Source organism: Haladaptatus pallidirubidus, from assembly GCF_020700235.1.
Taxonomy (GTDB): Archaea; Halobacteriota; Halobacteria; order Halobacteriales; family Haladaptataceae; genus Haladaptatus; species Haladaptatus pallidirubidus.
The window spans coordinates 104,016-126,234 of sequence record NZ_CP085307.1 but is presented as its reverse complement, the minus strand read 5'-3'; the positions used below and the strand labels follow the sequence as shown (position 1 = coordinate 126,234).

Below are 22,219 nucleotides of genomic sequence, written 5' to 3'. Positions count from 1 at the left end.
TCAAGCAAAATTCTCGACGAGTCCCTTAGAGGTCACTTGCAAGTTATCTAAAATAGAGTAAACAAAAGTTCCGTAATGGAATACGGTCACCTCCCGATTTTCGTTCTCGTACTGCTGTTAGTCGTTAAGGTGGTTGCGCATTTCTTCCCATGCGAGGATACCGATACCGGAGGCCCACGCGACCGCTCGTTTCATGGCACGAGTCTCGGCCATCTCATTGAGATTATACTCAATGCCATTTCTGTTCTCGGAGGCTCGCGCTGTGCCGTGGCCTGTGTATGCGTGTTTAGGCCCGTCTTCTTTCTTCCAAGCGCTTGCTTTGAACTCCGCATACTGATGGTCGGTCTGTCCGGCCGTCATGATAGCCTCGGAGTTGACAATAATGTCGAACTGACGGGCGATGACCGCGTACCCGCGTTTATTGATCGTCGGTTGGCCGTCCACCTCGTCGATCATGTACTCGGGAACGATGTCGAGAGGATCCATCTGTACTGTATCCGGCATTTCGTCGGAAAGCAAATCCGGTCCAGGAACGCTCTTAGCATCTGCCAGAACCGGGGTGACGTCAGATTTGGACTCCATATTCATGGTCCCTGTCTGGGACGGCTCTCGTTCGATATGTATATCATCTTCCTTACACTCATCGCAGAGAGTGGCATGTGTCTCCCTGCCTTCTTTGGCTTGACGAAGACTATCGAACGATTTCTCGGTTCCGCACGCTGTTTTGACGGTGAATGGTGTCATTCTACTCTCACCTGTGAAGGGCAGTTTCTCTAGTCGCTACACCTTCACAACCTTGTCGTATGATATATCTCTGGCCCTTTTTCACCGGAATTCAATTAATCAATATCATGGCTAGTGAACTACCCCACCCTATCGCTCGCCTGATAGCTCGCGCTTGAGGGTGGGGCTTCCTGTTTCAACGACGCGCTTTGCAGATACTGGCGTATCCACAGGGAGCGCTGTCTCCACAGGCGTTGGTTCGGAGTATCCCACTCCTACCTGCTTGACGCCCCGAGAAAGAATGTTCCATGCCGCGTTCGCGTCCCTATCCGCCGTGAAACCACAGGCGGGACAGGAGTGTTCGCGGATCCACAACGGTTTATCGGTCGAAACGCCGCACCCCGCGCATTCCTTCGTCGTCCCCGCCGGTTCGACGGCGACGAAGTGCGTCCCGTTCCGCTCGCACTTGTATTCGAGCAACGAGAGGAACGTCTTCCACGCGGCGGACGCCGTGTTCCGACTGTTCGACGGGGATTCGAGCATCCCCTTCACGTTCAAGTCCTCAACTGCTACGAGGTCGTATTCTCGCGCGTAGTACGCCGAGAGCTTGTAAAGGAAATCCCGACGCTTTCGCTTCAGGTCGGCGTGGCACTTTGCTACTCGCCGACGCTGACGCTCGTAGTTGTTCGACCTATATACCTTCCGCGAGAGCTTCCGTTGCTCGCGTTCAAGGCACTTTCGTTCGTCCGAGAGGTCGAGTGACCCGACGGCCTGACCGTCGGTATCGTGAGCGTACTTGAGAATCCCGACGTCGATACCGACGCACCGCTCGGAATTCTCGGGCTTCGTCGGCGGCTCACGGTTGAGTTCGACGCCAAAGGTAGCGAACCACTCGCCGGTCGGTTCCTTCTTGAGCGTGACCTGCTTAAGTTTCGCGTCGTCGGGTATCTCGCGGTGAAGCCGTATCGGTATGTCGCCGAGTTTTGAGAGGCACAGTACCGTTCGACCGCCCTTCTTGTCGAGCTTGAAGCCGGATTGACTGTACGTGAAACTGCGGAACTCCCGTGGCGGTTTCCACTTGAGCATCCCGACGCCATACCCCTTCCGCTTGAGCGCGGAGAGGCCCTTGAGATTATCGAACAACCGTTCTACGACGGTTTGGAGGACTTTCGAGTACACGTCTGTGAGGTCGTCCCACCACTCTTTGAGGTCGGGTAGCTCCGACCGAAGCGAGGTCATGGACGGCAGTTCGCCGTTTTCCTCGCGGTACTCGCTGAGTCGGTGGCGGAAGTGGTTGTAGGTCTGTCTACAAATATCGCGGTGGCGGTCCAACTCCTCGCAGTGGGCGTCGGACGGCTTGAGTCGATACTTGTAGGAGTAGTACATCAGGACTCTCGTTGTTCTTCGACGTATTGTTTCAGAACGTCGAGCGATACCTGCCCCGTTGAGAGGAGGCAGTAGGAACTGTTCCAAAACGAGTCGCCCCACAGTTCGTTCTTGAGCTCGTCCTCGTACCGGTTACGGATGCGACGGGCGGTCGCACCCTTCACGGTGTTGATGAACTTCACGAGGTCTGTGGTCGGCTTCGCCCGGAACAGGACGTGTATGTGGTCGTCCTCGCCGTCGAGGTTGACGATTTCGACGCCGTAGTTGTCCGCGAACCCTTCGATGACGTCTCGAATGAAGTTGGTTCGTTCTTCGGTTAGCACTCCGCGTCGATACTTCGTTGTGAGTATCAGGTGATAGTGGAGCGAGTAGACCGAATGCGAACCTGAATCGAGGTCGTACTGCATTGGGTTCAGTAGTTAGTACGATACCCTAGCGCAAAAAGCAACCGATTGCATGGGCCTGTGGTTCTGTCACCGAACACGTTTGAGAACTGTGCGGCGCTGTATCCCCTCCCTACTCGCGCCTTTGGTACTCGTTGAGGAAGGGGCTTAGCGCCTCGGTTCAGCTAACAGCGCTACAGATTTGACATTCTCCCCGCCCTCAAGGACGGGACTTTCTCCTCGAATCCTCATAAAATAGTAGATTCAAGGGTCATTGCTGTCTGTCGTAAAACGACGATTAAATATCATTAACACTTCTAACTGAGACTTGTCATTCTTCTATCCGTCTATTAGCATGCCCTGGATAATCACGTTCAAATCGATCGGCTATTTCCTGGGTATTAAATTCGATAATCACCGGTCGACCATGGGGACACGCATAGGGATTCTCACACTCATCAAGTGTCGCAAGCAGTTCTATAATAGATCCTTCCCGTAATGATGTATTCCCGGTGATCGATGGATAGCAGGCAAGATCAGCAAGGAGCGCGTCAGCCATCGCTTCAACACTTGTGTGTTCTCGCTCGTTTGGGTCAGTTGATATGAATTCATCAATAACGTCACGAAGTAATGTTGGTTCCAATATTTCATTGAATACAGTTGGAACCGTAGTCACTTTCACCGTCCGGCTTTCATTGCCATCTGTTCGTCCTGCGTGAAATCCAAGCTTAGCAAGGACATCTTGATATTCATCAAATAATGCTGCTTCACCAGCGGTAAGCTCGAGCGTGACTGGAGTCGCAAGCACTTGTGTCTCGGTGTTTCCTCCGAATTGGTTCCTAAGTCGCTCGTAGTTGATCCGTTCATCGGCAGCATGCTGGTCGACTAGAACCAAGCCGTCTGGAGTCTCTGCAATGACGTAGGTCTCGTGTAACTGCCCTAGGACATGCATTTGAGGCAGATTTTCGTACTCAGGTGTTTCAGTGTCATCATCAAGAGTAGCTGCTTCAGTTGACTGAGAGAACTTCTTGTCTGGTTCCAGCGTCTGATCGATGCGGGAATGCTGATCTGATTGATTCGGTGTGGGTTCACTGTCTAATGAATCGCCTGACGGTAGTGATCCCGACTGTGGAGGTGGTGAGGATGTCTTTGCTTCGATCGAAGTGGTGTCGGTCTCTGACGAAACAACATTCTGATCGTCGGATGTCTCAATCGCTGATTCGGTAGAAGGGTTCTGTCCTTTTTGTTGGGTGGCAGTATTGGAGCTCACGGTATCTGACTCGGTAGCTTGCATACTCCCTTTTTTACCCTCTTCTTGTACTAATTCGGATTGTTCACCGCTCGGTGTAATGTCGGTATCGCCGGGGGCAGACCGTCCACGTGGTGCCGAGGTTCGGATCAAACCGTGCTCAAGGAGCGTATTCTCGACCGTTTTACGGACCTGTGCACAAATACCATCTTCGTCATCAAACCGGACTTCCATTTTTCGTGGATGAACGTTCACGTCCACGAAATCTCTCGGGATGTCAAGGAATATAACGACGAAAGGATACCGATTGACAGCCAATTGATTACCATAGGCTGATAAAATTGCGTTCCGAACCTCTGCTGAATTCACATATCGACCATTAATATTGGTCGACATATACTCCCGAGTACTTCGAGTTGTTTCAGGATCGCTAACAAACCCTCGAATGCTATTAATTGTTCCATCCGGAAGTTCGTCTGCCTCCTGATTGATTTCGATCATCGAGGTAGCAACCTCTTTTCCGTATACCGAGAGAATAGTTCCCTGGAGGTTATCTTGGCCAGTTGTAGAAAATACCTCTCGTCCGTTATGACTCAGTGAAAATGCGATATCAGGGTTTGCGAGCGCATACTCAGTAACGACTGTATTAATATGAGAAAACTCAGTGGCTTCCGTTTTGAGATACTTTTGCCGCGCTGGCGTATTGTAAAATAAATCGTCTACTTCAACAGTTGTTCCCTCGGGGCAGCCAGTTTTCGACACATTTTCGACGGTGCCACCGCTCAACTGGAGTTTCGTTCCAGCGTCAGTCGAACCACGTGGTTTTGTCTTGATCGTTAACCGTGAGACAGCTCCAATTGTATGGAGTGCCTCGCCACGAAATCCGAGTGTTAACACACCAGATTCGAGATCTGTGATATCGGTTATTTTGCTCGTCGTATGTTCCTTGACCGCCATCCGTACGTCTGTCTCACTCATCCCATGACCATCGTCACTAACAGTGATCCGTTCTGTTCCCCCTTCTTCAACTGTCACTTGAATTCGTGATGCATCAGCGTCGATGCTGTTTTCCACGAATTCCTTCACAACTGATGCGGGACGTTCAACAACTTCGCCTGCTGCGATTTGACGGACCGTTCTCTTATCCAACTGCTGGATTCGTGTTTCGTTGTTGGTATTGTCAGTCATTGTTTTGAGATTGGCTGTTAGAATTCTTCAGTTGGATTTTCCAGTTCTGTACTTCTTTCAACACTTCAATAGGTGCCATTTGATCGATTGGCGCATCCAAAATCGCTTCTAACACATCTTTCGCTTCAGATCCAAACCGCGCTTCTAATTTTTCGTCTTTGGCTGTTTCAGGAAGGGTTTCACCTGGAGTTTGTACCTGGTTCGATCCAATATCGAATACCACCTGCTGTGATGTATCCGTCGATTCACCACTTTTAGCTTCAATGGCTTTGTCCGCCTGTAGCTTTTCTAAGACATCATGAGCACGGTCTGTAACTGGTACCGGGACCCCCGCTAGCTCTGCAACGTTAATACCGTAGCTCCGATTAGCAGGGCCATTTTTGACTGTCCGTAAAAAGGTTACTTCTCCATTCGTTTCGTCAGCTGCAACGTGAACATTCTTGACGCAGTTGAGATGATTAGCGAGTATCGTCAGCTCGTGATAATGCGTTGCAAAAAGCGTATTTGCTCGCACTTCATTGTGTAAATACTCTGTTGCAGCCCATGCAATTGAGATCCCATCGTACGTCGCAGTGCCACGACCAACTTCGTCGAGAATAACCAATGAGTTCTCCGTTGCAGAGTGAAGAATATTACTGAGTTCTTGCATCTCAACCATGAACGTAGAACGACCCTGTGCGAGCTCATCCAATGCACCAACGCGAGTAAAGATCCCATCTACAATCCCAATCCTCGCTTCTGTTGCAGGAACAAAACTGCCGATTTGGGCAAGAAGAGTAATCAACGCTGTTTGTCGCATATAGGTTGATTTGCCACTCATATTTGGCCCAGTTACGATAAGCAGTTTGCGGTCAGGATCCATGTGAACGCTGTTTGGTACGAATTCGGTGGTCTGCTCAACGACTGGATGCCGACCCTGATCGATCCGCAGCTCATCGGATTCCACCAGCGTAGGACATATCCAGTTATTGGATACTACGTGAGTTGCAAGGCCCGCTAGCACGTCGACTTCTGCAAACACTTGGCCGACTGTTTGAAGCGCTGTTGCATGCTCAGCGATAGTTCCACAAAGCTGGGTGAACAGTTCTTCCTCTAACTCTCCACGTTGTTCCTCTAAACGAAGGATTTCACGTTCTCGTTCTCTTAGCTCCTCGATTGTATACCGCTTTGAATTTGTGAGCGTCTTTATTTCCTCATACGACGGCGGTACCTTGCTCGTCTCTGTCTTTCCGACTTGGATGAAATAGCCGTCTGTTTTGTTCCGATCTACTTGGAGATGTTTGATCCCGTGTTGGTGCTTCTCTCGGTGATCAAGAGTCTCGATCCACTTTGTTGCACTCTCATACTGCTCAGTGAGCGTATCAAGTTTTTCGTGATAGCACTGCTTGAACACACCTCCCTCCGAAGCTGATCTGGGCGGTTCCTCCGCGAGTGCATCGTGCAATTCGCTGGATAGCAATTTGACTACTTCATCGTTCGGCCGATTGATGACTTCGGCAAGAGGTGAATCAGCTAAGTCAGATGCAGCCGCGATTGTTTCAGTAATCTCTGGCAACCAATCGAGGGAGTCGCGGATTCGTAGTAGATCATGAGGAGTCGCATTCCCATAGATTGCCTTTGTCGCGAGTCGTTCGAGATCGAAAACGCTGTTCAGTATATCTCGAACCACCTCTCGGGGTAATGCAGCCTCTGTGAATGCCCCAACACATTCATGACGGCTCTCTAGCATTGATTTGGAGCGCCGTGGACGCTGAAGCCATTCTTTGAGTAACCGCCCTCCTTGACTCGTTACTGTGTGGTCGATTGTATCCAATAGTGACCCCACTGCGTCCCCATGCATGGTTTCTGTGAGTTCGAGATTTCGTTGCGTCGTTGCATCAAGTTCAACGTGATCGTCAGCGTGGTACGATTGTAGGCGTGTCATTGACGAACGGACACCAACACCGGTCTGTTCGATATAGGAAAGGATTGCACCTGCTGCAGGAATCTCTGCATTGGTAGCAGAATCAAGGTCAAGACTTGAGAGCAATTCTTCACCGAACTGTTCGCGCATTATATGCGTTGCGCGGCCTGGTGCAAAAGAATCTGGTTCATGGATCGATAGTGAGCCAGATGTTTGCTCACGTATTTCATCAAGAAAGCGATCGTCGTTTCGAAGTTCAGGTCCTGGAAGTATTTCGACGGGGTCAAATCGGTAAAACTCTGAAAACAACTCAGCGTCGGCGTTTTCTCCCTCTATTGCTGTTACAAAGAAATGCCCGGTCGTAATATCAGCGAATGCAGCACCATACTGATTGTCTGCACTTCGAACGACAGACGCAATATATCGAGCGTCTGCGGTGTTTGTTTCTAACAGAGTACCCGGCGTGACAGTTCTTGTTATTTCTCGACTGTATCCGTCTTCAGTTTCGTGCTGTTCAGCCACAGCAACACGATACCCGCGCTCAACGAGCTGTTTGAGATATGGTGTGAGGTCGTCCACCGGCACTCCTGCCATTGGATAGCTGCAACCTTGGACTGATTTTTGGGATATTTTCAAATCGAGTAAATCCCCAGCTTCTTCAGCATCATCCGCAAAAAATTCGTAGAAATCTCCAACCTGCATCATTAGAAAGTCTGCATCTATATTCTGTTTTAATGTAAGATATTCCCCAACAATCCCATTTGCATTAGTCATTTGCTTCACACCACATTTTCCCTTTCTGAGTGATCCAAAATATTTCTATTCTGTTAATTTGGTGCCCAAACCACAGGAATGACCCCTGTTTTTTGTCTACTCTGGACACCGGATATCCTCCGGCGATCATCTCACAACTTATCCGACGGCATTGGTACTAAGACCTCTCCGCAGAGTGAAAGTGAAGCAAAGCAGATTTGCGTCGGGCGAAGCAAAGATCGACGATCGTCAATGCGCAGAGAGCCGCTCAATCGCAAGCGTATCTGCCACCTACCGAGTGGTCACAGCCGGAAACTCTACCTCGAGTATCGCCATGAGAATATCATCGTAGTGACGAAGACAACTTATTACCTCCTCTCTAACGAGAATACTATATGCGAAATCAGCAGGTGCTTCGAGCGCTTCTCATCGCAACCCTCGTTATTCTTGCTGGCTGTGCCGGGAGCGGCCCCTCTGACCCAATAGATACGTCAATAACCACTTCCACAGATTCTTCCACCGACTCACCGACAACGTCTTCGACCATAGCTACTCCCTCACCAGGCTCACTTGACATCCATTTCATCAATGTTGGCCAGTCCGCGAGTACACTCATTGTCTCACCAACAGGTGAAACAATGCTCATTGACTCTGGCGACTGGCGTAATGATGGTGAATATGTTCTTCAGTATCTAAAACAACACAATATCACACGAATCGACCATCTCGTCACTTCCCACGCAGATGCCGACCACATCGGCGGCAACGCAGCCATCATCAACTACTACGAAACCCAAGCGAACGGTATTGGAGCTGTTTATGACCCAGGCATTGCATCCAGTTCCAGTACATACCAACGTTACCTGGACGCTGTTGAACAACACGATGTCACGCTCTACAAAACCCAAGCGGGAGATAACATCCAATTTGAGGGTGCCAATGTGGGTGTCCTCGCCCCGCCAGAGCCCTATCTTGCAAACCAAGAACGTAACGAGAACAGTATCGTCCTCAAAATCACCTACGGCAAGACCAGCTTTCTCCTCCCAGGAGATGCAGCCCAACAAGAAGAGCAGTATCTCCTTGACCAGCATGGCTCGGCACTCAACTCGACGGTACTCTACGCTGGCCACCATGGCAGTCAATCAAGTACAGGAGACACATTCCTTGATACCGTCACACCACAGGCAGCGATAATCTCGAGCGCGTATGACTCCCAGTACGGACACCCACATGAAGAGACGCTCAATCGGCTCGCTGCACGCAATATTCCAACCTACTGGACTGCCGTTCACGGCAATATCGTACTCGAGAGCACTGGTGAACAAATCGCTATTAAAACACAAGAAAACGCCCCAACCAATCCACAATCCCTTCGATCTGCATCACCTGTCGAACCAGGTGCAACTGGGCCTGTAACGACCCGGACAACGATCACCGCCGGGGATACCGATGGTCCCGACACCCCTGCTACAACCATACCAGCAACGTCAACACCGACCTCGTCACAACCGACTGCTGCACTCCAACTGACCGAGGTGCATGCCGATGCGGTTGGTGACGACGCTAATAACCTCAATGATGAGTACCTCGTCCTGAAGAACACAAGAAATGCGCCGCTCGACCTCTCTGGGTGGCAAATCCGTGATGAAGCAGATCACAGCTATACAATTCCCGATGGAGTTACTCTCCAACCTGGTGCGCACATCACTGTCCATACCGGTAGTGGTGATAACACGAACACCGACCTCTATTGGAACTCGGGTCAGCCAGTTTGGAACAACGGAGGCGATACCGTCATTGTCGTGGATACCGAGGGGACGACTGTACTCCGGGAGACGTACGAATGACTGATGAGACTACTGAGCCACGAACATTTACTGCTGTTCTCGATCGGTTCGAAGAGGAACAGGCGGTCTTACTACTCGAATCCAATGGCGAGACCGTCGATGAGCTCGTCATACACCGCGATGATCTCCCTGAGTCTGGGCGTCACCAAGATGCGATCTTCACTGTCATTATTGACGGAGAGACGATAGTGGAGATCAAGTATGAGCCGACGGAAACCGAGGAACGAGCAGAGGCTGCCCAACAGCAGTTCGATCGCTTAGCCCGCCGTCCACCAAGTGATGACGAAGACGTCTAGCTGAACCTCGTCCACCGCAGTTATATCGTCATTCTCCGTGGCTACTCTGCAAGATACTCAGCAAATACAGAAGCGATTTAGTGGCACAGACAGGTTGTATTCCTATGACCAAATCTGGCAGTATTTCTCGGCGTAAACTACTTATCGGCGCTGTAGCTGCCTGTGTCGCTGGAGGTATCCAGTCCTATCGTGTTATTCAGGGTGAGGGTGGCTCGCTGGCTGCTGTCTCGATTGTCTGTTTCTTCATAGTGCTCGTCCTCAGTGTATGGCAACTCTATACTGGGGCAGCTACTTCGAACCCAAATCGGTTGTAAGTACCCCAAGAACCTCGTCGTCACGAGCAGCGAGTAGGAGTTGCACGAACTCGACTCCTTCATTCGTAACCCAATCAACACTCTCGTCGAACGGCAATCCGAGACCGACAGTAAGCCACCTTCTCATCATTGAATATCCACCGAGAGAAGGTACAACAGTAATAACCACCTTTCTCTGGTGAGCCCGTGAATAGTCTCACAGTCGTTGGTTCGTCAACGAAGACTCTCATCGGAGATGGTTTGGTACTGGGTTGGTAACAGTGACCAAAGAATGCCCAAAACTGACACGGAGTCCTTCGACGTCATCGAAGCAACTATCGACGAAGTCCACGCGGCTATCGAAACTCACGAAATTACTGCCGAATCGCTCGTCGACAGTTACCTGACGCGAATAGACGAGTACGACGACGATTTACACTCGATCCTAACGGTAAACCCCAACGCTCGCCAGCGGGCTAAACAGCTCGATTCTCAATTCGATACTGACGGCTTTGTCGGCCCCCTACATGGTGTGCCGATCATCGTAAAAGACAATCAGGATACCCACGACATGCCAACCACGGCAGGATCGAAGGCCTTAGCAGAGTCAGTGCCATCGCAGGATGCATTCATCGTCGAACGCCTCCGTAACGCGGGTGGCGTGATTCTCGCAAAAGCGAATTTACAGGAGTTCTCGTATGGCGTCGATACGATCAGTTCTCTTGGCGGAGAGACACGAAACGCGTACGCCCTTGATCGACGCCCATCCGGTTCAAGTGGCGGTACCGCTGCGGCAATCGCAGCCAATTTAGGGGTGATCGGGACGGGATCGGACACGTGTTCGTCCGTCCGATCGCCCCCTGCGTTCAACAATCTGGTCGGGTTTCGACCAACGAGGGGGCTAGTCAGTCGAACCGGTATCATTCCTCTGAGTGAAACCCAAGATACGGCGGGGCCGATTACTCGAACTGTCACAGACGCCGCACGGATGCTTGATGTCCTGAGTGGCTACGACCCAGCGGATCCCATTACGGCACAAAGCGTGGCGAACATTCCCGATGACGGCTACGTCTCCTACCTTGATGAACATGGACTTGACGGAGCACGAATCGGTGTTGTACGAGCGTTTTTCGGGTTACAAAACGAGGAAAGTGCTCCCGAATCAGCGGCCACAAAAGTAACCTCTGTCATTGAGACTGCGATTGATGAGATGGAAGCGGCGGGAGCGACGATTGTTGATCCTGTCGAGGTAATCGATCAGGAATTTCTAGCGTCCGCTCGCGTCATTCCCTACGAATTCAAACGTGATTTCGACCACTACTTGGCGGAATTGGAAGACGAACCTCCGTATCGCACGCTCGCAGAAATCATCGGTACGGGCCAGGTTGCCGAAGCAATAGAGTCTCGAATTGCGACCAGTGAACTTCTCGATGTTGACGTAGAGACGCTGGATGAGAACCGTGAGTACCTCCAGCGACTCGAAAGACGGCACCAAATCAAGATAGACACCGTACAGCGACTAGTAGATCAGAACCTCGACGCACTGTTGTATCCCCCATCGACGATTCCGCCTGTCAAACTTCCCAATAACCAGTCGTTTGACGAACTACCCTGCGAGTTGGCTGCACATACAGGGTTGCCTTCGATAGTTGTGCAAGCCGGCTTCACGGATGATGGACTCCCGGTTGGAGTCGAACTCCTAGGACGAGCGTTTGCCGAACCGCGACTCTTTGAACTTGCCTATTCGTACGAACAAGCAACGAAACACCGACAACCACCTGCTGGTTTCGGAGAAAGTCCTTAATTTCTTCTTTGGTCTACAGACAACGGTTGGTGGGGATTTCACAATGGACGTGCTAGATGGGGAGAACGTACTTGGGGTCAAGTCCGATCTCTTCGATTCGGCGTCCCAGAACGTACAAATTACAGTCATCAGAAAGAGATTAGTGTGAGAATTGCTCGTCGTAGTACTGATCCTGGAGCCGCGACTTACACTCATTCATTGCCCAATTCATACATCGGCTCCGTGCTTTCTGGACAGCTGTGCCAATCGGTGATAGTTTTCACCGATCGTGCTGCATACAGCGCGCGTATCGGTCACTGGCCGGTTGTCATCTGGCGAAAGCTCGGACCGATAGACACAGTTCAAGGGCATATCGACGCCCCGACCCGAGTGGGCATAAGGAGAGCCTGGAACCGGCCCCGCTCGCCTTAGCAGACGGAGCCGATCTAAGGTCGCGACGAAACCTTCCGCCACGCTTCCCCCGCCAGCGAAGCCTATTTGCGCACCCCTCACCTAGTTTATTCGGCCATGGCGATCAAGCAAATGGACAACGTCCTCATCGTGGTCGAGGACCTCGAAACTGCGAAGGCGTTTTTCACGGAGCTCGGTATGCAGCTGGAGGGCGAGACGCGCGTCGAGGGAGAGTGGGCGGACCGCGTCGTGGGCCTCAAGAACGTCCAGAGCGACATCGCCATGATGCGGACCCCCGACGGCCACGGCCACGTCGAGCTCTCGAAATTCATCACACCCGAGGCCACCCGTGACGGATCCGAGGAACCGGCGGTGAACACCCTGGGGATCCGCCGTATCATGTTCACCGTCGACGACATCGACGAAGTCCTCGACCGCCTCCGCTCCCACGGAGCCGAACTCGTGGGCGAAGTCGCCCAGTACGAAGACGTGTACCGCCTCTGCTTCGTGCGCGGCCCCGAAGGCATCATCGTCGGGTTGGCCGAGGATCTCGACGGAGCCTAGCGGGTCGCCCCCCACGCTCTTGGCGGTCATCGTTTTGAGCCCGGGCGTCCCCGGGAATCAGGACCAGTCGGAAACAGAGCGATTCGTCGTCGGGCCCAATCGGGGAAGACGTCTTTCCCGCGACGAGTCGTTCCGGAACCCGGGTTAGCCGTTCCAGAATGGGGGTCTTCCGGCGGGTTTAGGAACGCAGCCCCGTGACCATTACCCTCGAAGCGGTCGGGGGTGAGTCCAAGGTGACCGTGCGCCAAGAGGGCATCCCCAAGTCAATCCCCGAAGAAGACGCCGACCAACGTGGCCACCAAGCTCTGCGCAATCTCACTCGTCATGGAGGATTCAAGCAGTTCCATAATTTCGAGCACACTGGAATTCCTTCAAATTCAGAAGGATTGACCCAACTAAGAGCCCTCTCAGGTGTATCACCCTCTTGTGAAAATATGGCGGACGATACGCGAATGGCAGTCTTGGGTATCGATCTGCATCTCTCAAATTAGAACTGGTGCGCTGTCTGTGTTCGTAATCGGTATCGAAACAGTGTATACAGCCAGCATATCGATTTCGGTATCTTCGTCTCTGAGGCCGCACAGAGACACTGGGCTACTATTCGGCTCACTCGCTTGACTCTGCATCACTCGGCCGAGACCGATGGATCAAGCGTTCGAACCCACTGTTCGAGTTTTTTCTGTGCGGGTGGGCCCGACAGGATACTAACCGGGACGAAGATGACAACGCTACATACGAGGCCGAATATGATGGGTAAATCCGAGGAGAAACCGAATAAATAAATTGTCGTGACGACCACGACTGCGCTTGCACAGATCGAAGAGAGCGCTCCTTGCCACGTTGCTCGTTTCCAGAAGAACGCGCCGAAGATCGGGACGAAGATACAACCAGTGAGCAAATCGTACGCCAGAGTGAGAGCAAGGACGACATTCCCGATTTCGATCGCTGCATATGTCATGACCGACCCCAATACGATGATAACAATTCGAGAGACGTTCGAATACGTCTCGTCCGATGCATCGGAATTGAGAAACCGTTTGTAGACGTCGCGCGTGAACAGGGTACTCGACGCAAGTAACGCGGAGTCCGCCGTAGACATCATCGCCGAAACGAATCCAGCAAGGATAATCCCCGAGAAACCGACGGGAACGATTTCCAGTATCAGTCGCGGCAAGGCAAGTTCAGAATCGGAAAGCGGCGGAAGGAGAACGAGCGCAATCATTCCAAGAAGCGCGGTCGCAATACCGTAGACAATTGCATACGCTCCAGCAGCAATGCTCCCTTTTCGAGCTGTTTCAGCACTATTTGCGGTAAACACACGTTGCCAGATATCCTGCCCGATCATGATACCAAGGACATACAACAGAAAGTAGCTAGCGACAGTGTCCAACCCGATCGACGTGACGCTGAAATACGACGGCTCAAGCTCAGTCATGAGCCCGGAGATACCTCCGACCGAGTTAAGACCAAGCGGAAGAGCGATACAGAAGATCCCAATGGTCATAATGCACCACTGGACGAAGTCAGTCATCGTTACCGTGAGCATTCCACCGAGCGCCGTATAGGCGATAATAATAATCCCTGCAAGCAGAATCATCGTACTCTGGTTAACGCCAAAGAGAACGCTGAGAACCTTCCCAACGGCAATCGTCTGCGTGATCGCGATGGTGAGTGCATAAATGCCGGCAATGATGGCACCGATCGTGCCGGAGTACTTATCGAACCGCCGTTCGAGCACCTCACCGAGTGAGTAGGCTTTGAGATTGGAGAGGTTTGTCGAAATGAGAAGTCCAAGTGCAATCGTTCCGATACCGAGCGAGATGACCAACCAAGCGCCCGAAATTCCGTGGAGGTACCCAAGGCCTCCACCACCGACAGTAGATGCCCCTCCGAGAATGACGGCGGACATGACTGGAACGTACATCCACAGTGGGATGTTGCGACCAGCGACGAGATAATCGTCTAGCGTTTCCGAATTTTGGTATCCCCAGTAGCCGATACCAATCATACCCAGCATATACAGAATGAGCAGCCCGGTGTCTATGAGTGACACAACCATGGCATCACCTTGCCACCTTTAATATTAATAGGTTGCTGTTAGCGATCCCATCCAATGAAATAATGCGTACGTTTATCGGGTATCACACCACTGTGACAATATGTCCGACTGTCTCGATGATCGAAAGTACGATTTGCTTCGTCTGATCGAGGTGCACGGGCCCATCGGAAGCATCCGTCTAGTCGATCTTCTCCACCAACGCGGCTACTCCATTAAGGGACGAACCGTCCGACTCCTACTCTCGGAATTGGATGCGGACGGATTCACCGAAAAAGTACCAGGCCGAGGCCGAGATCTGACCGAGAAAGGTCACTCCGAACTGCGACTCGGTCACGTCAGCGGCCGACTTGAACAGGTTCGAGAACGCATCGCTGTGCTGACCGGGCAAGTCACATACGATCCGTTCGAGAACACCGGTGAACTCGTCACCTCCGCTATCGATATTCCCGCTTCGAAAGTTGAAGCGGCCTTGAACAGGATACGTGCCTTGGACGACCTGCCCGTTGGCCCTGTCACCGTCGCGGTCGAGGAAGCCCCGAGCGAAACACACAACGATCTCGTTCGACTATTCTTTCCGTCGAGCATCACTATCGATGGTGTCTTGCTGTCACGAGGGATCTCCACCCAATTGCAGGTTGCCGGAATCGTGGAGTACCATCCGGATCCGGATTCGGTACCCGGGCGATTTGCACACGAAGGGACTGTCTCGAGTGAGCATGGCGGTGCCATTCTCCGCTACACCGATGCCATCAGCGGGGAGGGGTCAACCGTAGACGTTGCGGACCTCCTCATCGAGGCAGGGCGACCGTCGATTAGCCCGCTTCTCGAGGGTGATGCTCCCAGCTTATTGGTCGTAGATAACCGAGAATTTCCCGTGGTTCGATACGAGGAGGCGTTCGACATCGCTGCTGCGAGTCGAGCACAACTCGGCGGGGTTATTGATCTTAGAAAGCCGCGAGAGACGGGTCCGTTTCCGTGCGGCCAACCAGGGTGGGACTTTGCCTCCATGACGTATGGAGCGATCGGTGAACTTGCGATCTCCCTCCTTGTCGAAGAACACTACGGTGAATCCTGGGCAACGTTACACGGATTGAAAGAACGGTCGGCGTTTCAATCCGTCACAACTGCACTTCCCTCTGAACAATACTAAGTGTTATTCGGCGAACTGCCGTTCGAGGAGCGTGACAGCAAGGTATGCTCCGAGCGTCTGAGTTGATTCCGTCGGGTCGTACTTCGGCGAGACTTCCATCACGTCAGCAGCGCCGATCGCATCGTGCGTGCCTAGGATTTCCATCACCTGCAACGCCTGATGCGCGCTCAACCCATCCGGTTCCGGCGTTCCGGTTCCTGGTGCAATACCCGGATCTACGCCATCGATATCGAATGTCACATAGACCGCGTCCGTGTCTGCTGCCGCAGCTTCAACGGCCTCAACGACCACATCGGTAATGCCACGGTCGTGAACGTCACGCATCGTATAGAGGTTGAGACCAGATTCCTCGGCGAATTCGAAAAAGTTCGGGCTCTCGTAGCCGCGAATACCGATTTGGCTGATGTGATCGAAATCACTGTACTGTGACTCGGCAATGAGACGCGTACTTGACCCGTGATAGTGTTTTCCGAATGTCGCGCTCTCATTGGAGGTGTCGGTGTGGGCATCGATCTGAACTAATCCGACGGAGTCTGCACCCGACCCCTCGGCAAAGCCGCAGAAAGCCGGGTACGTACAGTAGTGATCGCCTCCCAATACGAATGGAAACGTCCGTTCGGCGACCGTTGCGACGTGTGATCGGATGCTCTCTGCGGTTTGTTCATAGTCCATTGGAAAGACCGGCACGTCGCCACAATCGGCGACGTGGAGGTCGGAATAGTCCACCTGAGCACCTGTATTCATGTTCGTCAGTCCCCCTTTGTAATTCGATAGGTACGCCCACCAGGCGCTTGCCCGACGAATCGCTTCGGGTCCATAGCGGGCCCCTGGTCGATTCGTGAGCGCGCCGTCGTACGGGACTCCGAGAACACCGACGTCGACGTCATCGAGATCGTCGACGTCGCGGGACTCTCCCTTAAGAAACGTGTTGCTTCCTGCGTATGCCATCTCTACGTCTGCGCCTGGATGAGCGGTTCGGAATTCCCCAGCAGGTGTCGGATCGGAGTCAGTCATTGGCGGCCACCTAATGTTTTCTTGACAATTACATTTGTGAGTGATAGCATCGAGCTCATGCGTGGCAATATATTGCCACCCAATTATTATACAAATTTTGGTCAAGTTCTCAACTAGAATCAACGTCATTATCGCACCCTCACTTCGTCTGGTGAATCATTGGATCAACAAGCCGAAACAAGCCTGCAGTGACCAGACAAAGCGTAATCGCAAAGGGAATCAGAGCCATTGTGCCAATCGCACCATCGTACCAAAACAATGTCATCACTCGCAAATCTATTCCTGTAATCTCGACTCAGCTGAATTCAATACCTAAAATCCGGCTTGAACGCTCTACACCCTCGCAGTGTACTCGCTCTAGCGAAAAACGTCAGTGACATCAATTTCACTTCGAGGGCACGAGCAAGAGACCGACGAGACGCCTCGTGAGTTTTAGCATATATAGATTATATTTTATCTGTAGCAAAACTTAGCAGAGACTCGGAATAAATTTCCAGGTATAGAACACAGTTGCTAGGGGTGTGAATAGCATCGAATGGATGACAGGAAGTGGGGACGGGTGCAACAATCGCGGTATCCCCTTCCGACAACCTCCCTGACAATGCGATAGACGATGGCACAGTTATTAACGGTTACTGCCGCTAATTGGATAGTCAATAATTCAAACTCGTCTGATGTTGATTTCTGTTTGTTGTTCACCGCTGGCCCTGATAAATCGGTTAGAAAACGACATCCAAACCAGCTCCTAAGACTCTGGATTAAGCAATACGGCTACTTTTGACGGCTATCGACGACATCATTACGGTGACGATGACACGCTGCATGATGAGGCGATTTTCCATTTTCTGTCGAGACTTCGTACGCAGGAATTTCCCGCGCACAAATGCTCTGTTCAGCGAACGATGTGACGAGTAGTTCCGACGCTCGTTCCCAGTCGTCGTTCACGACATGGGCGATTGCTTCGTTGACGATACGACCTGCCTCGCCGCTTGGTTTCGCAGCGTCGAAGAATTGGGCTTCGAGGGAGGACTTGTTCGTCGGTTCAATTGACCGTCGTTCGACAGCGCGGAGGAACCGACGCGTATTCACCCATTCATTTGGTGAAAATTCATACTCGGCAGGCGCGATAAGTTTCGGACATCGGGTTCGGAACCGACAGCCGCTTGGTGGATCGATGGGGCTCGGAACGTCACCTTCGAGGACACCACGGGTTCCTGCCTTGCGTGGGTCAGGAACTGGGATGGAGTCCAATAGTGCCTGTGTATAGGGGTGTTGTGGGTTCTCAAAGAGCTCTTCTTTGTCCGCCAGTTCGACCAATTGGCCAAGGTACATTACCGCGACGCGGTCGCTTATATGGCGTATTACCGAGAGGTCGTGTGCGATAAACAAATATGTGAGCCCAAATTCCTCCTGCAGGTTCTTCATCGTATTAAGCACCTGCGCCTGAATAGAGACGTCCAATGCAGTCACCGGTTCGTCACAGACGATGAAATCCGGATTCACGCTCAGAGCGCGGGCTAGATTCACCCGCTGGCGCTGGCCGCCCGAAAAGGCGTGCGGATGGCGGTTGTAGTGTTGCGGGTCGAGTCCAACCCTTTCGAGCAGTTCGCGTGCCCGTGTTTCTCGTTCATCGGCATCGTACATCCCGTGGGCCTTCATCGGCTCTTCAACAATCGGACCAACCTTCATTCGTGGATCAAGGGACGACTGCGGATCCTGGAAAATCATTTGCATGTCTTTCCGTTGTGCACGCAGCTTTTCCCCGCTCAACGCGGTCACGTTCTCTCCTTTAAAATAAACAGTACCATCGGTTGGCTCGACAAGACGGAGAATTGATCGGGCAAGTGTACTTTTTCCACACCCAGATTCGCCAACCAGTCCCAGCGTTTCCCCTTTGCGGATCGAGAACGAAACATCTTCAACGGCGCGCACTCTCTGCTCTTCGCCAAACAGTCCCGACAGAAATCCACCGCCATCCGAGAAGTGTTTTGTGAGTCCCTCGACTTTGAGCAGTGGCTTACTGATCGTTCCTTCGTCCTCTGTTTGGTTGTTGGTCGTTAATGAGTTACTCATATTAGTCGTCCCCTCTTGTCGATTCAGTTACAATATCGCTGGTAATTCCTGTTTTTGCGCGAATATCGATGGGGTCGCTGATTTCGTACCCAACATCGAACTCATCATGTTTCACACAGGCTGCCTTGTGGGAGTGTTCACCCGGTTCCGTAAGCTCACGGCAATCAGGATGCACTTCCGTACACACCTTTCGGGCGTCGGGACAGCGCGTGTGGAAGCGGCACCCACGCGGCGGACTGATTGCTTCCGGCATCACACCGCGGATAGGGTTAAGCTCCTCAACGGTCTGGTCAGGCCGCGGCATTGAATCCAAGAGTGCCTGTGTATAGGGATGTTTCGTGTCGTAGAACAGGTCGTCCACTGTCGCTTGTTCCACTATTTCGCCGAGATACATCACGTTGACGCGGTCGCACAGTTCAGCGACGACGCCCATGTCGTGGGTGACCCAGATGAAACTGGTGTCGTATCTGTCTTGCAGGTCGTTCACCAGCGAGAGGATTTGGCCCTCGACGGTTACGTCGAGGGCCGTCGTGGGTTCGTCCGCGATGATAAGGCTCGGTTCACAGGCCAACGCCATCGCGATGAGGACGCGCTGGCGCATCCCGCCGGAGAACTGGTGGGGATAGTTATCGTAGCGCGTTTCCGGTTCCGGAATCCCGACCTCGCGCAACATGTGAATCGCCTCCTCTTTTGCCTCCGTTTTCGAGAGATTGCGATTGATTTCGATGAACTCCCGAAGCTGATTACCCACCGTGAACACCGGGTTCAGGCTCTCCATCGGGTCTTGGAAGATAATGGCGATTTCCGTGCCCCGAATCCGGCGTCGCATCTCCTCGTTCGAGAGCATCTCGTCACGGGGTTCGAGGTCGCCGCCCGGCCCCTCTTCGAGACCGAAGAGAACGTCGTCTTTGAACCGGACTTCGCCGCCGACGATTTCGCCGGGGTGGTCGATAAGTCGGAGGATGCTCTGGGCAGCGACGCTCTTTCCAGCTCCGCTTTCGCCTACGAGACCAACGATTTCACCTTTTTTAACATCGAAAGAGATGCCGTCGACAGCGCGGACGACGCCTTCTTCGGTGAAGAACTGTGTCTTGAGATTCTCGACTTGCAGCAATTTTTTTGACATTTGTGTAAGTGATATTTCAGTTATTTATCCGGGGGTCGAGCGCGTCGCGGAGACCATCGCCGAGCAGGTTGAACCCTATCACGGTGATGAGGATGGCGATGCCGGGCCACAGGCTGAACCATGGGTCGGGAAGCATGTAGCCGCGTGATTGGCTCAACATCTGTCCCCACGATGGTGTCGGCGGTTGCGCACCGAAGCCGAGGAACGAGAGTCCGGCCACGATGAGGATGCTGATGCCCACTTGTAGGGTCGCCTGTACGAGGACAGGCGCGAAACTGTTCGGAATGACGTGCCGGAGGATGATGTTGCGGTCGCGAACGCCGGCGGCTCGCGCCGCCTCGATGTACTCTTCTTCGCGCACACTGACCACCCGCGACCGAATTAGACGGGCGAACACCGGAATCGTCGTGATGCCGACGCCGATCATGGCGAAGGTTAAATCCCGCCCGAACGCAGCCATGAACGCGATAACCAGCACGAGGAATGGAATGGCGTATAGCGTCTCGACGATGCGCATCAGCGCGTCATCTATCCAACCGCCGTGATAGCCTGCGACAGCGCCAACGAGGGTACCGCAGATGAGCCCGAAGCCAGTTGAAACAATGCCGACCTGTATGGCAATACGCGATCCATACACGAGCCGGACGAGAACGTCGCGTCCGCGGTGGTCGGTGCCGAGCGGATACTGCCACATTCCACTTCCGAACGTATTCTCGGTCCCGACTGGTGGGAGAAGGATTCTCGCGTTCGCGGGGTCGTTTACCGGATTGTACCAAAATCGACTGGCGATGGCGTAATCGAGCAGTTTCGCGTCGATCCATGCGAAGATAGCGACCGCTGTAATAAAGCCAATAATATAGAGGCCGATTCTTGCGGTCGTGTCGCGGCGAATTTGTTCAAGCGTATATCGCCACCCCACGCGTGCTTCTATTTTCTCTTGGTTCTCTTGGTGATCGCTCTGATTTTGTTTGCGGACTGTTTCTGTGGTCGCTTCACTTGTTCCCATTGTTAGTTCACCTCATCGTAGGTTACACGGGGGTCGATATACGCATACGAAAGGTCAGTGAGGACGACGCCGATGACGAACGTTAAACCAAAGAAGATCGTCGTCCCCATGACTAACGGATAATCCTGGTTGTTGATCGCTGTGATGATGAGCCGTCCCATCCCATTGATGTTGAACACCGTCTCGGTTAGCACTGCCCCGCCAAGTGCGGAGGTAAGTTGTAGACCGACAACAGTGATTACGGGCAGTTGTGCGTTGCGGAAGGCGTGTTTTCGGACGATCTTTTGCTCGGCGACACCGTAGGCTCGTGCCAACTTGACGTACTCCTGTTGCAAGACTTCCAGCATCGACGACCGTTCGATTCGCGTGATTGCCGCCATCTGAAGGGTTCCGAGCGAAAGGGTTGGCAAGAGTAGATGAGTGAACGATTCCCAGAGAACGTCAATTTGGGAGGACGCCCCGTCGACCGAACTTGGATCGGCCCACGGAAGGACGATTCCTGTTGCTGGAAGGACGTTCAGATGATACGCAAAGATGATAATAAGCATCAATCCAATCCAGAACGACGGCGTACTGACTCCCAAAAGAGCGACGATACGCGAAACATGATCAGTTGGTTTGTTCCGTCGTTTAGCGGAGATAATTCCCAGCGGAATGGCAGTCGCTAGTGCAAACCCAAAACTGGATAGCATAAGGAGGAGCGTTACTGGCAGTCGCTCCATAATCTTCGTCAGTACGGGCGTTCCGTAGTAAATGCTTTGGCCGAAATCGCCCTGTGCGACGGCCGTGAGATAGTTCACGTATCGTACTGGTAGTGGTTCGTCTAACCCATATTGTGCGCGGATTTCCTCGACCATCTCGGCACTTGGCGAGGGGCCGAGCATGATTTGGACGGGGTCGCCTGGAATCGCATTGGTCAGCAGGAACGTTATTGTTATGATACCGATCAATACCGGGACTGCCTGTAGTAAACGACTAAGTGTGTATCGGAGGATTCCCATGACTGTCTTTT

General features: G+C 52.5%; 18 protein-coding genes. 6 read left to right on the top strand and 12 right to left on the bottom strand.

Features of this window, described 5'->3' with window-relative positions:
* Positions 1-117 precede the first annotated feature (117 nt).
* From LIX15_RS30275 to mutS, 5 genes are all read right to left on the bottom strand, one after another.
* On the bottom strand, positions 118-582 hold the full coding sequence (locus tag LIX15_RS30275) for a hypothetical protein (RefSeq protein ID WP_227779125.1): 465 nt from the start codon (positions 580-582) through the stop codon (positions 118-120).
* A gap of 291 nt (positions 583-873) precedes the next feature.
* Positions 874-2,109 (bottom strand): RNA-guided endonuclease InsQ/TnpB family protein, encoded by a 1,236-nt coding sequence (locus LIX15_RS30270; RefSeq protein WP_227779124.1) that lies wholly within the window; start codon positions 2,107-2,109, stop codon positions 874-876.
* The gene (tnpA, locus tag LIX15_RS30265; RefSeq protein WP_227779123.1) at positions 2,109-2,516 is read right to left on the bottom strand and encodes an IS200/IS605 family transposase; all 408 of its coding nucleotides are present in this window, start codon (positions 2,514-2,516) and stop codon (positions 2,109-2,111) included. Before tnpA ends, LIX15_RS30270 begins: the two co-directional genes overlap by 1 nt.
* Before the next feature lie 307 nt (positions 2,517-2,823).
* Positions 2,824-4,929: a DNA mismatch repair endonuclease MutL gene (gene mutL / locus LIX15_RS30260; RefSeq protein WP_227779122.1), complete on the bottom strand. Its 2,106-nt coding sequence runs from the start codon at positions 4,927-4,929 to the stop codon at positions 2,824-2,826.
* Positions 4,922-7,606, bottom strand: a complete 2,685-nt coding sequence (mutS, locus tag LIX15_RS30255) for a DNA mismatch repair protein MutS (protein WP_227779121.1) — start codon at positions 7,604-7,606, stop codon at positions 4,922-4,924. Before mutS ends, mutL begins: the two co-directional genes overlap by 8 nt.
* Positions 7,607-7,980: 374 nt before the next feature.
* Here mutS and LIX15_RS30250 point away from each other — a divergent pair, with 374 nt between their 5' ends.
* Positions 7,981-9,432: a lamin tail domain-containing protein gene (locus LIX15_RS30250; RefSeq protein WP_227779120.1), complete on the top strand. Its 1,452-nt coding sequence runs from the start codon at positions 7,981-7,983 to the stop codon at positions 9,430-9,432.
* Entirely contained in the window at positions 9,429-9,728 is a 300-nt protein-coding gene (locus tag LIX15_RS30245; RefSeq protein WP_227779119.1) for a DUF3006 domain-containing protein, read from the top strand. The genes LIX15_RS30250 and LIX15_RS30245 overlap by 4 nt, the downstream gene beginning before the upstream one ends.
* Before the next feature lie 288 nt (positions 9,729-10,016).
* Here the strand turns inward: LIX15_RS30245 and LIX15_RS30240 are convergent, their stop codons facing one another.
* The gene (locus LIX15_RS30240) at positions 10,017-10,172 is read right to left on the bottom strand and encodes a hypothetical protein (RefSeq protein WP_227779118.1); all 156 of its coding nucleotides are present in this window, start codon (positions 10,170-10,172) and stop codon (positions 10,017-10,019) included.
* A gap of 141 nt (positions 10,173-10,313) precedes the next feature.
* On the opposite strand from LIX15_RS30240, the gene LIX15_RS30235 reads away from it, so the two are divergent.
* The 3 genes from LIX15_RS30235 (at position 10,314) to LIX15_RS30225 (ending at position 13,270) form a co-directional block, all read left to right on the top strand.
* Positions 10,314-11,825, top strand: a complete 1,512-nt coding sequence (locus LIX15_RS30235) for an amidase family protein (RefSeq protein ID WP_227779117.1) — start codon at positions 10,314-10,316, stop codon at positions 11,823-11,825.
* Positions 11,826-12,332: 507 nt separating this feature from the next.
* Complete coding sequence (locus LIX15_RS30230; protein ID WP_227779116.1) at positions 12,333-12,779, top strand: VOC family protein; 447 nt, start codon at positions 12,333-12,335, stop codon at positions 12,777-12,779.
* Positions 12,780-12,973: 194 nt separating this feature from the next.
* Entirely contained in the window at positions 12,974-13,270 is a 297-nt protein-coding gene (locus tag LIX15_RS30225; protein WP_227779115.1) for an SRPBCC family protein, read from the top strand.
* A gap of 134 nt (positions 13,271-13,404) precedes the next feature.
* Here LIX15_RS30225 and LIX15_RS30220 read toward each other — a convergent pair whose 3' ends face one another.
* The gene (locus LIX15_RS30220; protein ID WP_227779114.1) at positions 13,405-14,838 is read right to left on the bottom strand and encodes a sodium:solute symporter family transporter; all 1,434 of its coding nucleotides are present in this window, start codon (positions 14,836-14,838) and stop codon (positions 13,405-13,407) included.
* 100 nt (positions 14,839-14,938) lie between these two features.
* On the opposite strand from LIX15_RS30220, the gene LIX15_RS30215 reads away from it, so the two are divergent.
* Positions 14,939-15,988 carry an NrpR regulatory domain-containing protein gene (locus tag LIX15_RS30215; protein WP_227779113.1) on the top strand — a complete coding sequence of 350 codons (1,050 nt, stop codon included), beginning with the start codon at positions 14,939-14,941 and terminating at the stop codon, positions 15,986-15,988.
* A gap of 3 nt (positions 15,989-15,991) precedes the next feature.
* Here the strand turns inward: LIX15_RS30215 and LIX15_RS30210 are convergent, their stop codons facing one another.
* The 5 genes from LIX15_RS30210 to LIX15_RS30190 all read right to left on the bottom strand — a co-directional run bounded on the left by LIX15_RS30210 (position 15,992) and on the right by LIX15_RS30190 (position 22,208).
* Positions 15,992-17,002 carry an agmatinase family protein gene (locus LIX15_RS30210; protein ID WP_227779112.1) on the bottom strand — a complete coding sequence of 337 codons (1,011 nt, stop codon included), beginning with the start codon at positions 17,000-17,002 and terminating at the stop codon, positions 15,992-15,994.
* A gap of 771 nt (positions 17,003-17,773) precedes the next feature.
* Entirely contained in the window at positions 17,774-19,075 is a 1,302-nt protein-coding gene (locus LIX15_RS30205; RefSeq protein WP_227779111.1) for an ABC transporter ATP-binding protein, read from the bottom strand.
* A gap of 1 nt (position 19,076) precedes the next feature.
* Positions 19,077-20,201, bottom strand: a complete 1,125-nt coding sequence (locus tag LIX15_RS30200; protein ID WP_227779110.1) for an ABC transporter ATP-binding protein — start codon at positions 20,199-20,201, stop codon at positions 19,077-19,079.
* Between the two features lie 16 nt (positions 20,202-20,217).
* On the bottom strand, positions 20,218-21,207 hold the full coding sequence (locus LIX15_RS30195; protein ID WP_227779109.1) for an ABC transporter permease: 990 nt from the start codon (positions 21,205-21,207) through the stop codon (positions 20,218-20,220).
* Positions 21,208-21,209: 2 nt separating this feature from the next.
* The gene (locus tag LIX15_RS30190; protein ID WP_227779108.1) at positions 21,210-22,208 is read right to left on the bottom strand and encodes an ABC transporter permease; all 999 of its coding nucleotides are present in this window, start codon (positions 22,206-22,208) and stop codon (positions 21,210-21,212) included.
* Positions 22,209-22,219 lie beyond the last annotated feature (11 nt).

What these genes read in the sequence shown, in the direction of transcription:
- LIX15_RS30270 (WP_227779124.1), bottom strand. Translation starts at nt 2,109, where the DNA reads ATGTACTACTCCTACAAGTATCGACTCAAGCCGTCCGACGCCCACTGC.
- mutL (WP_227779122.1), bottom strand. Translation starts at nt 4,929, where the DNA reads ATGACTGACAATACCAACAACGAAACACGAATCCAGCAGTTGGATAAG.
- LIX15_RS30200 (WP_227779110.1), bottom strand. Translation starts at nt 20,201, where the DNA reads ATGTCAAAAAAATTGCTGCAAGTCGAGAATCTCAAGACACAGTTCTTC.
- LIX15_RS30250 (WP_227779120.1), top strand. Translation starts at nt 7,981, where the DNA reads ATGCGAAATCAGCAGGTGCTTCGAGCGCTTCTCATCGCAACCCTCGTT.
- LIX15_RS30220 (WP_227779114.1), bottom strand. Translation starts at nt 14,838, where the DNA reads ATGGTTGTGTCACTCATAGACACCGGGCTGCTCATTCTGTATATGCTG.
- tnpA (WP_227779123.1), bottom strand. Translation starts at nt 2,516, where the DNA reads ATGCAGTACGACCTCGATTCAGGTTCGCATTCGGTCTACTCGCTCCAC.
- LIX15_RS30230 (WP_227779116.1), top strand. Translation starts at nt 12,333, where the DNA reads ATGGCGATCAAGCAAATGGACAACGTCCTCATCGTGGTCGAGGACCTC.
- mutS (WP_227779121.1), bottom strand. Translation starts at nt 7,606, where the DNA reads ATGACTAATGCAAATGGGATTGTTGGGGAATATCTTACATTAAAACAG.
- LIX15_RS30210 (WP_227779112.1), bottom strand. Translation starts at nt 17,002, where the DNA reads ATGACTGACTCCGATCCGACACCTGCTGGGGAATTCCGAACCGCTCAT.
- LIX15_RS30235 (WP_227779117.1), top strand. Translation starts at nt 10,314, where the DNA reads ATGCCCAAAACTGACACGGAGTCCTTCGACGTCATCGAAGCAACTATC.
- LIX15_RS30205 (WP_227779111.1), bottom strand. Translation starts at nt 19,075, where the DNA reads ATGAGTAACTCATTAACGACCAACAACCAAACAGAGGACGAAGGAACG.
- LIX15_RS30215 (WP_227779113.1), top strand. Translation starts at nt 14,939, where the DNA reads ATGTCCGACTGTCTCGATGATCGAAAGTACGATTTGCTTCGTCTGATC.
- LIX15_RS30275 (WP_227779125.1), bottom strand. Translation starts at nt 582, where the DNA reads ATGGAGTCCAAATCTGACGTCACCCCGGTTCTGGCAGATGCTAAGAGC.
- LIX15_RS30245 (WP_227779119.1), top strand. Translation starts at nt 9,429, where the DNA reads ATGACTGATGAGACTACTGAGCCACGAACATTTACTGCTGTTCTCGAT.
- LIX15_RS30190 (WP_227779108.1), bottom strand. Translation starts at nt 22,208, where the DNA reads ATGGGAATCCTCCGATACACACTTAGTCGTTTACTACAGGCAGTCCCG.
- LIX15_RS30240 (WP_227779118.1), bottom strand. Translation starts at nt 10,172, where the DNA reads ATGATGAGAAGGTGGCTTACTGTCGGTCTCGGATTGCCGTTCGACGAG.
- LIX15_RS30195 (WP_227779109.1), bottom strand. Translation starts at nt 21,207, where the DNA reads ATGGGAACAAGTGAAGCGACCACAGAAACAGTCCGCAAACAAAATCAG.